Annotated in this window: 9 protein-coding genes; 2 read left to right on the top strand and 7 right to left on the bottom strand. The window is 64.8% G+C overall.

Going from position 1 to position 13,050, the window contains the following annotated elements; genetic code table 11:
• Window positions 1–17 precede the first annotated feature (17 nt).
• The gene (locus EC86_RS27020) at window positions 18–1,724 is read right to left on the bottom strand and encodes a GspE/PulE family protein (RefSeq protein WP_051675842.1); all 1,707 of its coding nucleotides are present in this window, start codon (window positions 1,722–1,724) and stop codon (window positions 18–20) included.
• Between the two features lie 263 nt (window positions 1,725–1,987).
• On the opposite strand from EC86_RS27020, the gene EC86_RS0110420 reads away from it, so the two are divergent.
• Entirely contained in the window at window positions 1,988–3,148 is a 1,161-nt protein-coding gene (locus EC86_RS0110420) for an alpha-hydroxy acid oxidase (protein ID WP_029525580.1), read from the top strand.
• Window positions 3,149–3,188: 40 nt separating this feature from the next.
• Here the strand turns inward: EC86_RS0110420 and EC86_RS0110425 are convergent, their stop codons facing one another.
• The 5 genes from EC86_RS0110425 to EC86_RS0110445 all read right to left on the bottom strand — a co-directional run bounded on the left by EC86_RS0110425 (window position 3,189) and on the right by EC86_RS0110445 (window position 7,446).
• Window positions 3,189–4,010, bottom strand: coding sequence for an alpha/beta fold hydrolase (locus tag EC86_RS0110425; protein ID WP_029525581.1), 822 nt, complete (start codon window positions 4,008–4,010; stop codon window positions 3,189–3,191).
• Window positions 4,011–4,127: 117 nt separating this feature from the next.
• Window positions 4,128–5,045 carry a c-type cytochrome gene (locus EC86_RS0110430; RefSeq protein WP_029525582.1) on the bottom strand — a complete coding sequence of 306 codons (918 nt, stop codon included), beginning with the start codon at window positions 5,043–5,045 and terminating at the stop codon, window positions 4,128–4,130.
• 185 nt (window positions 5,046–5,230) lie between these two features.
• A complete protein-coding gene (locus EC86_RS0110435) occupies window positions 5,231–6,229 on the bottom strand; it encodes a Bug family tripartite tricarboxylate transporter substrate binding protein (protein ID WP_232229857.1) in 999 nt (332 codons plus the stop codon).
• 405 nt (window positions 6,230–6,634) lie between these two features.
• Window positions 6,635–7,045 (bottom strand): VOC family protein, encoded by a 411-nt coding sequence (locus EC86_RS0110440; RefSeq protein WP_029525584.1) that lies wholly within the window; start codon window positions 7,043–7,045, stop codon window positions 6,635–6,637.
• A gap of 47 nt (window positions 7,046–7,092) precedes the next feature.
• A complete protein-coding gene (locus tag EC86_RS0110445; RefSeq protein WP_029525585.1) occupies window positions 7,093–7,446 on the bottom strand; it encodes a DUF1428 domain-containing protein in 354 nt (117 codons plus the stop codon).
• A 194-nt stretch (window positions 7,447–7,640) separates the two neighbouring features.
• Between EC86_RS0110445 and EC86_RS0110450 the strand changes: the two genes are divergently transcribed.
• The gene (locus EC86_RS0110450) at window positions 7,641–8,849 is read left to right on the top strand and encodes a Y-family DNA polymerase (protein ID WP_051675844.1); all 1,209 of its coding nucleotides are present in this window, start codon (window positions 7,641–7,643) and stop codon (window positions 8,847–8,849) included.
• A gap of 29 nt (window positions 8,850–8,878) precedes the next feature.
• Here the strand turns inward: EC86_RS0110450 and EC86_RS0110455 are convergent, their stop codons facing one another.
• On the bottom strand, window positions 8,879–12,742 hold the full coding sequence (locus EC86_RS0110455; protein WP_232229858.1) for an NAD(P)-binding protein: 3,864 nt from the start codon (window positions 12,740–12,742) through the stop codon (window positions 8,879–8,881).
• Window positions 12,743–13,050: the final 308 nt, after the last annotated feature.

A 13,050-nucleotide genomic window follows, 5' to 3' on the forward strand; every position in this document is an offset into this window, starting at 1 on the left:
GTCCCTTGTAGCCCTTGCTAGCGCAGCGCTCGCAGCCAACGGCCGTCTTTGAGGGTCAGTTCTTCGGGCGAGCCAAGCCCGGCGGCCGTGAGCAGGCGCTGGCGCCCTTCGTCCCCGCTCGGGGGCGAGGCATGCACGTACGCCTTGACCAGCTCGGGAAATTGCGCGCCCGGCAGGGGCGCCTTTTGCGCGCAATGCGGGCACAGCGAGCGAACCAGCCGCTGCGCGATGATGCCGACCAGCGAGTCGGCGAAGTTCATCGCGTCCATGCCCAGGTCGAGCAGGCGAACGACGCTTTCGCTGGCGCTGTTGGTGTGCAGCGTGGACAGCACCAGGTGGCCGGTCAGCGACGCTTCAATCACGATCCTGGCGGTTTCGGTGTCGCGGATTTCGCCGATCATGATGACGTCCGGGTCGGCCCGCAAGAACCCGCGCATGGCGCTGGCAAACGTCAGCCCGATCTTCGGGTTGACCTGCACCTGGCGCAGGCCGGGCTGGGTGATTTCGATCGGATCCTCGGCGGTCCATATCTTGCGCTCGTCGATGTTGATCTCGGCCAGCATCGAATGCAGCGTGGTCGTCTTGCCCGATCCGGTCGGGCCGGCGGCCAGGATCAGGCCGAACGAGCGCGCCGACATGCGCGCCACCGCCTCGGCATCGCGCGGCTGCAGGCCCAGCTTGCCCAGCGGCACCGGCTTGGACGAGGCCAGCAGCCGCATCACCACGTCTTCCATGCCGTCGTGCGTGGGCATGATGGACACCCGCAATTCCAGCGCTTCGCCGCCGAACTCGCTGAAGTTGATCTTGCCGTCCTGCGGCCTGCGGTGCTCGGAAATATCGAGCCGGGCCATGATCTTGATGCGCGACACCATCGCAGAACTCAGCGTGGGCGGCAGCTTCTGGTACAGCTCCAGATCACCGTCGCGGCGCAGGCGGATACGGGTAAATTCCTCTCCGGGATTGGTCTCGATGTGAATGTCCGACGCATGCAGCGCCTGCGCGTCCATGATCATGCGCACCATGCTAGGCGAATCGCTGGATTCTTCCGTGTCGTCCATATCGCTTTTCGCTTGTTTTGAAGCCAGCGCCCGCACGGTTTCGCTCATCAGGTGCGCCATGTCCTCGTCGTGGACGGTCACCGCATGGGTGGCTGCGGGCGGCGTGCTCGATGCTTTTCGGATGAAAGCCTGGTGCGCCTGGAGCATGTCGTGTTCGGGCGCCTTCATTGGCGCCTGGGGGTCCATGCGTTCGAGGCGCGCGGCAATCGCGTCGCGGTCGGCCCAGACCAGGCGCACGCTGCGGCTGGTCAGGCTGCGCAGCCGGTTGCGCATGGTTTCGTCGGTGGGATACCAGGTCGCCATGTAGATGGTGTCGTCCGCTTCGCCCAGGAACAGCAGGTCATGGGCGCGCATTTTTCGCAGCAACTGCACATCGAACGTACGCTGCGGCAGCACGAAGTGGGCGGCATCCACCTCAACAATGCCGGCGGTACGCGCCAGCGCATGGTGCAGGTCTTCGTTTGTCATCAGCAGGTGATCGACCAGTTCGGCCGACCGGCTGCGCAGCAACTGCCGGTCTTCATCGGCCAGCATCTGAATCTCGCGGGGATGGAGTATGCCCAGTTGCTCCAGGTCCATCGCCAGCGTGATGACGGGTTCCGACTTCAAGGTCTGCGTCGCCTTGAGTAACTGCGCAAGGGTGGTAGGCCGCGGTTTTTCAGGCATCAGGGAGTCAGGACGAGTCGGAAGAAATCCGGAGCTTGTCAGCAAGAAGGGACTTTGAAATGGGGGGACAATTTCATTGTGAGAGCTTGTGCAAGCCAAACACTGATGCGCATCAACAAGGTTGCCCGCCCCCGCCCTTGTCAAGCCCGCCAGAAGCCGCGCCACCTGCGGACCAGTTGAAATAAATTTCCAGCCCGAAAAAATTATTCACTCGCCAACCGCGCCCAAACCGCTAGCATCAGGCGCTTCAGGAGACAAGACCAATGACCGTGATCACCACTATCGAAGACCTGCGCGTCATGGCGCAAAAACGCGTTCCCCGCATGTTCTACGACTATGCCGACTCCGGCTCGTGGACCGAAAGCACCTACCGCGCCAACGAGGCTGATTTCCAGAAGATCAAGCTGCGCCAGCGCGTCGCGGTGAACATGGAAAACCGCACGACGGCCACCAAGATGGTCGGCATCGACGTGAAGATGCCGGTGGCGATCGCGCCCGTGGGCCTGACCGGCATGCAGCACGCCGACGGCGAGATCAAGGCGGCCAAGGCGGCCGAGAAGTTCGGCATTCCCTTCATTCTTTCGACGATGAGCATCTGCTCGATCGAGGACATCGCCGCCAACACCACCGCGCCTTTCTGGTTCCAGCTCTACATGATGCGCGACCGCGAGGCCATGGCCGCGATGATCGAGCGCACCCGCAACGCCGGCTGCAATGCGCTGGTGCTGACGCTGGACCTGCAGGTCATCGGCCAGCGCCACAAGGACCTGAAGAACGGCCTGACCGCGCCGCCCCGGCCGACGCTGGCCAACATCATCAACCTGATGACCAAGCCGCGCTGGTGCCTGGGCATGGCCGGCACGCGCCGCCACACTTTCGGCAACCTGGTCGGCCATGTCAAGGGCGTGAGCGACATGAATTCACTGGCCTCCTGGACCAACGAGCAGTTCGATCCACGCCTGTCTTGGGCCGATGTCGCCTGGGTGAAGGAAAAATGGGGTGGCAAGCTGATCCTCAAGGGCATCCAGGATGTGGAAGACGCCCGGCTGGCGGTGCAGAGCGGCGCCGACGCCATCGTCGTGAGCAACCACGGCGGCCGCCAGCTCGATGGCGCGCCGTCGAGCATCTCGGCGCTGCCCGAGATCGTCGAGGCCGTGGGGTCAAGCATTGAAGTGTGGATGGACGGCGGCATCCGTTCCGGCCAGGACGTGCTCAAGGCCTGGGCGCTGGGCGCGCGCGGCACGCTGATTGGCCGGGCGATGGTCTATGGCCTGGGCGCGATGGGCGAAGCCGGCGTGACCAAGGCGCTGCAGATCATCCACAAGGAACTCGACATCACCATGGCGTTTTGCGGCCGCACCGACATCAACACGGTGGACAAAAGCATCCTGCTGCCGGGCACGTTCGACTTCAGGAACCCTTGACCGAAGCCCTGTAAGGCGACAGCTATTCGCCCTGGCCACCTCAGCGCTTGAGGAAGTCGAGCAGGTCGCGCGTCACGCGCTCTTTTTCAGTGACCAGCAGGCCATGCGCCGCGCCTTCGTATTCCAGCAGCGTTGACCCGGCAATGCCCTTTGCGGCGGCCCGGCCGGCGGCGTCGATGGGCACGGTCTTGTCGCCGGTGCCGTGGATGATCAGCGTCGGCACCTTGAACGCCGCCAGGTCCGGCCGGAAATCGGTGGTGGCGAAGGACGCAGCGCAGGCCAGCGTGGCCTTCAGGCTGGCCTGCATCGCCACCTGGCGCGACCATTCGATGACTTCGTCGCTGACTGGACTGGAAAGCATGCCGACGCCGTAGAAATCCTCGAAGAACTTGGCGAAGAACTCGGCGCGGTCTTCCTGCATACCCTTGGTCATCTTGTCGAACACCGCCTTGGCCGTGCCCTTGGGGTTGTCGTCGGTCTTGAGCATGAAGGGCACGACAGAGGACACCAGCACCGCCTTGGCCACCGACCTGCCGCCGTGGCGCGACAGGTAGCGCGCCACCTCGCCGCCGCCCATCGAGAAGCCGGCCAGCACCGCATCCTGCGCGCCGGTCTGCTCGATCACGGAGGCCAGGTCGTCGGCCAGCGTGTCGTAGTCGTAGCCGCTCCACGGCTGCGAGGAACGGCCGAAACCCCGGCGGTCGTAGGCAATCGTGCGGTAGCCGGCGTCGACCAGCGCCATCGCCTGGTCGTCCCAGCTGTCGGCCGACAGCGGCCAGCCGTGCAGCAGGATGACTGGCTGGCCGCTGCCCCAGTCCTTGACGTACAACTCGGTCTTGTCGGCGGTGGTGACGGTGTTCATGACTGGGTGTTCCTTGAAAGGGTTGAACCGACCATTCTTCAGGCACGCGGCTGCCAGCGGTGTCGGTGAAAGCGGCCGCTGGCTGTCAGACCCCGCCGTCGCCAGGCCAGCCGCCGTTCAGCGCTGGCCGAAGGGCCGGGCGGGAACGGTCTTGAGGTAGGCGTACACCGCTTTCGCATCGACATCGTCGAGTTCGCGCAGCGACTCGAAGGGCATCACCGTGACGGCCGTGCCATCGGGCCGCTTGCCGCTGCGCAGCATGGCAACGAACGCATCGGCGCTTGGGTAGCGCGCCAGCGCGCTGCCCTCGCCCGGCGTCAGGTTGGCGGCCGGCGCCCAGTCGGGCGGCGTGCCCGGAATCTTGCCGCCGGACAGGCCGGGGCCGTGGCAGCCGATGCACATGTTGGCGACATAGGCGCCGTGCCCGGCATTCACGCCGGCGGCAATCGGCCGGGGCGGCGGCAGCGAATGGTCGATCTTTTGCGCCGCATCTTGAATCGCGCCATAGCCATACATCACCTTCACGGGCAAGGGCAGCTCCACCACTGCGGCGCTTCCGCTGACCGGCGGCAGGCTGCGGACATAGGCCACCAGGGCGCCGAGATCGTCCTGCGTGAACTGGTTGTAGTCTTCGCTCGGCATGATGAACACCGGCCGGCCATCGGGCTTGACGCCATGGCGCACGGTGCGCTCCCAGTCCTCGGGCGTGTAGCGCGCCACCACGCTGCCGGGGCCCGGCGAGATGTTCGGGCCTTTCATGCGCAGCCCCTTGCCGTCGTTGATGAACTCGCGCCCGGCGCCGTCAAGGCCATGGCATTCGGCGCAGCCGCGTGAATTAAACAGGTACTTGCCGCGCGCCAGGGTTCCCGTATCGGGCGCGGCCACCGTGGTGGCCCAGGTGACCGGCTGAAGCTTGACCGTGACTTGGCGGTGGCTCTTGCGCTCGGCCAGTTGCGTGCCTACCACGGCAGCGGCCGCAGCCGCCACCATCAGCGCGCCCAGCGCGCCCAATGACCACTTGACCCATCGTTTCATGATGCGCTCCCCTTGCTTGTCCATCTTGTCCATCTTGTCCATCGCCGCGCCCGGCTGGCAGATGGCGCTGCCGGGGGAACAGGGACAATATTCTGGACCTGGAGCAGGTGAATGTCAGCAGCGGTTTACAAACCGACACCATCGTTGACAAGCGTCACAGCTTGAGCGCACTGGCGGCTTTCGCCTCAATCGAGCGACAGGTGGCGTTCGCGGATCAGCTTGTGCCAGAACTTCGTTTCACGCGCGATGAAGCTGGCCAGCTGCGGTCCGGTGGACGGCGCGACTTCCAGGCCAAACTCTTCCAGCCGGGCCTTGACTTCAGGCACCAGGATGGCCTTTTGCATCTCGGCCGACAGCTGCGCCGCGATGTCGGGCGGAGTGCCTTTCGGAACAAACAGCCCCTGCCACGCGACCGCCTCGAAATTCGGCACGCCGGACTCGGCCAGCGTCGGCACGTTGGGCAAGGCGGCAATGCGCCGGGGCGACAGCACCGCCAGCGCGCGCACCTTGCCGGCGCGAATCTGCGCCAGGCCGCCGGCGGTATCGACGATCATCATTGGCAACTGGCCGCCCATCACGTCCTGGATCGCCATGGCCGTGCCCCGGTAGGGAACATGCACGATGAAACTGCCGGTGCGCTCCTTGATCAGCTCCATCGCCAGGTGGTGCGGGCTGCCGGCGCCCGGCGAGGCATAGCTGTAGCTGCCCGGCGAGCGCTTGACCGCCGCCAGCCACTGGCGCGCGCTGGTGAACGGGCTGTCGGGGTTGACCACCAGGATCAGGGGAAAACCGGCCATGTAGCCCAGCGGCGTGAAGTCGTCGGGGCTGTAGGGCAGCTTCCTGTACAGCGCGGGATTCAGCACCATGGCGCCGTTGTCGCCCGTCACCAGGGTGTAGCCGTCGGCCGGCGCCTTGGACGCCGCGTCGGTGCCGATGATGCCGGCCGCGCCGGGGCGGTTGTCGATGACGATGGACTGGCCGAGCTGCCTGCCCATCTGCGCCGACAGGTGGCGCGCCAGGAAATCCTGGCCGCCGCCGGCCGGGTAGGCGACGATCCAGCGGATCGGCCTGGCCGGCCAGGCTTTTTGCGCCTGCGCCTGCGGGCTGGCCAGGGCCAGCGCGGCAGCGGCGCCCAGCGCGGTGTGGAGCATGGAACGGCGGGACAGGGCAACAGGAACGGTCACAACAACACCTCTTGGAAAATCAAACAACGGGGGCTGCGCCGCCCGCACGAAAAAGCACGGGACATACGCGCAATTTGCGTGCCGTTATTGTGACCCCCTGCGCCCGACGAAGCTGGCGACACCCTCCGCGATGTGGTTTGCGCACTGCCTTTGTCCGCCAAATCAACCTGATTAACGACATGCGTCAGTCAATGCCGCAGTCATCCCGGACTTGATCCGGGATCCATTTCCCATGGCCTTCGTTGCACGATGCGGGATCATGGATTGCGGGTCAAGCCCGCAATGACAAATGGGTGTCCGAGGCACGTATCCAATCATGCCAAATCAAGCCCTGACGCATGCAGGACGTGCGCAAGCAGCTATCAGATCAATAGCACATCAGTTACAGCGCCGATTCACCGCGCGTCAAGCCTCGACATTGACCATCCAGGGCACGCCGAACCTGTCGTGCAGCATGCCGAAGGAAGAGGTCCAGAAGGTTTTTGACAAGGGCATGTTGATCTTTCCACCCTCGCCCAGCGCGTCAAACACACGTTTCGCCTCGGCGTCGTCCGGCACGTTGACTGAAAGCATGATGCCCTTGAACCCGGCTTTTTCCGGCTCTCCCATGCCATCGTCGGCCATCAGCGTGGTCTCGCCAATCCTGAAAGCCGCATACATGATTTTTTCTTCCCACCCCGGCGGGGCCTTCATGGCCGGGTCGGGGCTTTCATTCCAGCGCATGACCATGGTCATTTCGGCGCCGATGGCCTTTTTGTAAAACGCCAGCGCTTCCTCGCAGCGCCCGCCAAAACTCAAACAAGCTTGAACCTGCATGGTGATCTCCTGGTTGGTGGACAAGCGTCAATCGGCATGGCCGGCAGTCATAGGGTGTCCAGCAGCGGCTCGAAGCCGCCAAAAAACATCCGCTTGCCGTCAAACGGCATGTCCTTGAACTGCTGCATGCGCGGGTCCTTCATGACCTTGGCATTGCCCTCGTCGCGCGCGGCTTTCGAAGGCCACTCGATCCACGAGAACACGACGTTCTCGTCGCCCTCGGCTTTCACGGCCAGCTTGAAGCCGGTGACCTTGCCGTCAGGTAAATCATCGCCCCAGCATTCCACGACGCGCGTCGCGCCGAATTCCCTGAAAAGCTCCGCGCCTTTGGCAGCCATCGCGCGGTACGCCTCCTTCTTTCCCGCCGGCACGGGAACCACAAATCCGTCGATATAAGGCATGGCTCAATCTCCTTGAAAAGGTTGGTCAAGCTGGCAGAGTGGCCCCGACATGGAAAAAATCTTGTAGGACATTCGCACACCGTGACGCAAGGGCTGTCCGCCATGAAAGGCGGCGCTCGAACAACGGCACAATCCTGGCTGTGACTCCCAAGCCAGCCCCACCCGCCCTGCCCCGGCGCATTGCCCACCTCGACATGGACGCGTTTTTCGCCTCCGTCGAGTTGCTGCGCTATCCGCAGCTCAAGGGCCTGCCGGTGGTGATTGGCGGCGGGCGGCGCACCGTCGATGAGGCGCTGATGGCCAGCCACGGCGAGCGGGCGCTGCGCTTCATCCCGGTGGCCGAATTCCCGCTGCTCAAGGATTACGTCGGCCGCGGCGTCATCACCACCGCGACCTATGCGGCGCGGCAGTTCGACATCGGTTCGGCCATGGGCCTGATGAAGGCGGCCAAACTGTGCCCGCAGGCCATCGTGCTGCCGGTCGATTTCGACGAGATCCGCCGCTTCTCGCGCCTGTTCAAGAGCACGATTGCCGAGGTCGCGCCCTTGATGCAGGACCGGGGCATCGACGAGGTCTACATCGACTTCACCGACGTGCCCGGCGGCCAGCGCGAAGGCGGGCGGGCGCTGGCGCGCTTGATCCAGCGGGCGATTTTTGAAAAGACCGGCCTGACCTGCTCGATTGGCGTGGCGCCCAACAAGCTGCTGGCCAAGATGGCCAGCGAGTTCGACAAGCCCAACGGCATTTCCATCGTGCATGAAGCCGACCTGCAAGGCCGCATCTGGCCGCTGAACGTGCGCAAGATCAACGGCATCGGCCCCAAGGCGGGCGAAAAGCTGGCCGCGCTCGGCATACAGACCATCGGCGAGCTGGCCGCGCAGGACCGGCAGTTGCTGGTCAAGCAGTTCGGCAAGGCCAGCGGCGCCTGGATGCACGAGGTGGCCTGGGGCCGCGACGACAGCCCGGTCGTGCTGCAGAGCGAGCCGGTCAGCATGAGCCGCGAAACGACGTTCGAGCGCGACCTGCATGCGGTGCGCGACAAGGCCGAGCTCGGCGCGATCTTCACCCGGCTGTGCGAGCAGGTCGCCAGCGATTTGCAGCGCAAGGGCTATGTCGCCAGGACCATCGGCATCAAGCTGCGCTACGACGACTTCAGGATTGCCACGCGTGACCAGACGGCGCCGGCCCATACCGACGATGCCCGGACCATCCGCCAGATCGCCGGCCAATGCCTCAAGCGCGTGCCGCTGGAGCAAAGGCTGCGACTGCTGGGCGTTCGCGCCGGCGCGCTGGTCAAATCCGGGGAAGCGCCGGTTCATGAACAAAACAGGCCGTCTGCGCAGGCAGGACGGGCACAAGCAGCTACTGAAACCCTAGCAAGCTATCCGCTTTTTCCGTCCTAGACGTGTTCCAGCCTGCCCTGTTCAAGGGCTCAATGCGCCGGCCTGGACCCCATGGCCTTGCGGGCCGGCAGGGCGTCGGCCGCCAGCTCCCCGTTCAGCGCACTGGCCTGCGCCGCCGCATTCCGGCCGGCCACGAAGGCATGGTCCGAGTTGTAGTACTCCCATTCGCTGTAGCGGCCCGCCAGGATGATGTTGGACCGGGCGACCCAGTTGCGGATGGTTTCGACATGCGCGGCGCGGTCATGGTCATAGACCACGTAGGCATAGGGCATGTCCACCTGGTTGGCGGCCAGGATGGCATCGTCCCCGGTGAACATGCCGACCTCGATGCACTCGCGGATGCAGCGGTCGATCAGTTCCTGGCCGTCGCAGGGCAGCGGCTTGTATTCCGAATAGGTGATCTCGCAGGTCAGGCCGAAGCCGCCGGGCGCGTTGCAGTGCGGGCTGGCGTTGCCCTGCACGAAGATGCGGTGGAAAACAGTGTCCTCGGGGTAGTAGATCCAGTGCTTGTCGGTCAGGTTCTCGCGGCCGATGCCCAGGTTGACGCAGCGCACCGACACATGGCGCAGGCCTTTGGCCGCCGCCTGCACCGAAGGCGGCGCCTCGTCGCCCATCGCCTCGACCAGCCGGGGCAGCGCCAGCGTGCTGATGAGGGTGTCGTAGCGGTAGCTGCGGCCGTCCTTCAACGTCACCGTGCGGCGCGACGGCGACACCGCCACGACATCGGCCTGCATCTGGACATCGCCTTCGAGCAGCGGCAAAAAGCCGTCCATCAGCGCCTGGAAGCCGCCCTTGAGCGGATAGCCAAAGCGCGCGTTCGGCCCCATCGGCTTGTTCACCGGCTTCAGGGCGCCGTCGATCATTTCCTCCAGGTCGGGCATGGGCACGCGGCCGCCCAGCCAAGAGGTTTCCATCTCGTAGAGCGGCACGGCCCAAAGCTTCTTGTTGTAGGGAATGGCGAAATGCCTGGCCACGCCGGCGCCCCAGACCTTGTAGATGAAGTCCTCGAAGTTCCGGGGGGCCGCTGGGGCGATCACGCCGGCCACCGGGCCGCGCCCGGCGGCGTTGACCACCGTCGCGGTCGATGCCGAAGGCGCGGAAATCGCAGGGCCGGGAGCTTCCTTTTTCATCGGTCCGAAACGCGCTTCAATCGCGCCGATCAGGCACTCCTTGAGCACTTCGGGCGGCAGGCCGTAGAGCGCGCCCTGGAACGGGTAGCGGGTGTAAACCTGCTTGCTGTAGATCCAGGCTTCGCGGTTTTGCCAGTGGACGTTGTCGCCGAGCAGCGTCTTGTACAGCTCCAGCACATAGGCGTCGTTGGAAAACATGATGTGGCCGGCATAGTCGAAGGTAAACCCGTTGTCCACGATGGAGCGGCACCATCCGCCGACGGTGTCGCCTTTTTCCAGCAGCACGCTGCCTTTGCCCAGGTGATAGGACGCGGCCAGGCCGGTCGGGCCTGCGCCAATCACCACGGTCGAATAATGGACAGGCGGCCGGGCAGGCAACGCCGCGCCGCGCGCTTCCCCATGGGCGGGAGCAAAGTCCGAATTGGCCGCCTCGTCCCGGACCGCGTCACTGCGCGCCGGCAGCGCAGTGATCTGCGCATGGATCGCTTTGGCGGTGGCATCCCAGGAGGTTGCCGACACGATGGTCTGCATCTGCGCTAGCCGGCTGGCTGCTTGCCCGGCGGATTCGACCAGCAGGGCTTCGCAGGCCTCGATGAACTCCAGCGGCGTGTCGGCGATGGCAACGACGTGGCCATAGGGCTCGGCCACGTCGCGGATGCGGGTGCTGACCGACGGGCGGCCGGCGGCCATGTATTCGAGCGTCTTGGTCGGGCTGATAAAACGCGTGGCGTCGTTCAGCGCGAACGGCAGCAGGCAGACATTCCAGCCGGCCATGAACTGCGGCAGGTCTTCGTAGCTCTGCTGGCCCAGCCAGTGGATGTTGCTGCGCTGCGGCAGCTTCTCAAGGTTGATCTTGACCACCGGGCCGACCATGACGATCTGCCACTCGGGATGCACGTCGGCCATGGCGGCAATCAGGTCCAGGTCAATGCGCTCGTCGATCACGCCGCAGTAGCCCAGCCGGGGCTGCGGCAGGTGGGCCTGCGCGGGATGGTCAGGCAGGCTGCCCTGCGCCGCCGACGCAAAATGCCCGGCATCGACGCTGCTCGAAAAGCAGTGCACGTTGCCGTGGCGCTCGCGCTTGGAGCGGTACAGGCTCGGGCCGCCGGTCAGCACCAGGTCGGCCAGCTGGTAAAGCGCGTTTTCTCGCTGGATCAACTGGCGCGGCGCGTGCAGGAAGGCCGCCAGCTCGTCCATGCAGTCGTAGATCACCGCGCGCGGCTGCAGCTCGGCAGCCAGCGGCAGGGCCATCGGGGTGTAGAACCAGACCAGGTAATCGTCGATCTCCTCATCGCGCAGGTAGTCGGCAAGCTGGCTTTGCAGCGCCGGCAGGTGGTCGTCATGAAAGCCCGGAATGCTGCTTGCGACATGCGGGCGCAGCACTTCGATGTTGAGCGCTGGCGACAGCCGCTCCAGAAAATCGCGGCCGTTGGGAACCGGCTCTTCCATGAAAACGATGCGGTAGTGCCGGGCCAGGCGCGAGAGCAGGTGCTGCGGCCGCTGGTAGACAAAGTTCCAGCGCAGGTGTGAAAAAACAATGATGGTCGGCATGGAGGACTCCGTGGAAATAATTGAATTGGAAAGGCTGGAAACTTCCGCTGTGGGCCGCGGACCGCCGGGTAACTTCTGCTGCCAACGCTGCAGCTGCTCGGCATAGGGCTGGCACAGGACGCGTCTGGACAAGGCAGGAACGGCAGCGTCAAGGGTCGCTTTCACTTCCCACAGGCCGCTGCGGTGCCAGTGCGAAAAATCGTCCCAGCCGTGCCGGTCGATGGCCGGGTAGAGGCAGATGCCTTCAAGCGGCGTGCCGCGCGCCCGGCACACGCTGACTTCTCTGGCCACGTCGTCAAGCCAGTGCCCCCGGCCGTCGCCTACATGGCTGGTCTCGGCCATCAGCATCGGCGCGCGGTAGCGCTGCCAGACGGCATCGAGCAGTTCGCCCAGCGGCTTGCGGCGCGGGTCGCGCAGGTGCCAGTGCAGGGGCTCGGCGCCCTGCCCCTGGTCGGCCCACTGGTTGTCGTGGTAGTAGTTGATCCCGACGATGTCCAGGTGCCGGGGCGATCCGCCCAGTTGCGGCTCGGCGCGGCCACACAGCATGTCCCAGGCGTCAAAGGCACTGGCGCTGTGGCAGCGCGCCGCCTCCAGGGTTTCAGGGGGCGCGCCAGGCGACGCCGTGACATGGATCAGCGGGTCGCTGTGCATGAAGCGCGCCGCCGGATCAATGCCGCCAATCGCCTCGCAGGCGCGCAGCGCGGCACGCACCAGCTGGGTTTTCACCGCCAGCCCGTCGCAAGAAAAAAGGGTGCGCCGGGCATGCCGCATCAGGCCGGTCGATGACAGCGCCCAGGAAAGAAAGGAAATTTCGTTGACCGGCTGGTAGAAATGCCGGCCGCTTGACACGCTGCGCAGCGTGCGCGCCACTCTTTCGCTGAACACTGAAAAGCGCTCGACAAAGCTAGGCGACAGTAAATCAATATCGGCCGGCCAGCCATAGTGCATCAGTGTCCAGATCACCTCGATGCCGTGCTGTTCGGCCAGTTCCGCGTGCCTGCGCAGGCGCTCGAAACCGGCATCGCCCTGCGCCTCGGTGACGCGCCAGCCGATGCTCTCGCGCACGGTGCGAATGCCGAAGCGGGCCAGCAAGGCATAGTCGGCGTCCAGCTGCTGCCAGTGCTGGTTGGCCTCGTTCATCGACAGGGCGCAACCCGCGCTGTTCACATGGTCGGCGCCTTCGTAGCCGGCCATCCAGAAGGAACGGAACAAGCCATCATGTAATGGCAGCCCGGAACTGGATGGGGCGCTGAGCAAAGATGTATCTGCCATATCAAGCTGTTGTCGGAATGCAAAACAAAAAAGACTTTGTGACCGGGGAAGCTTGCGTTGCACGCCGTGTGCAAAGGCAGCAAACTGCTCCGGCTTCAAAATTATTGTTAAGCGTTTGTAAACCGCACGCTGTAGGAGAAACGCCGGGCGTAAAGTGCGTCTGGAGCGCCCGCCCGGTTCGGCGCAATACCATGCATTGAAAGCAAATGTGAGTAGTGCAGGTCTCTCAAAGCCTACATTGCGCGCCC

Source organism: Polaromonas glacialis (assembly GCF_000709345.1).
Classification (GTDB): domain Bacteria; phylum Pseudomonadota; class Gammaproteobacteria; order Burkholderiales; family Burkholderiaceae_C; genus Polaromonas; species Polaromonas glacialis.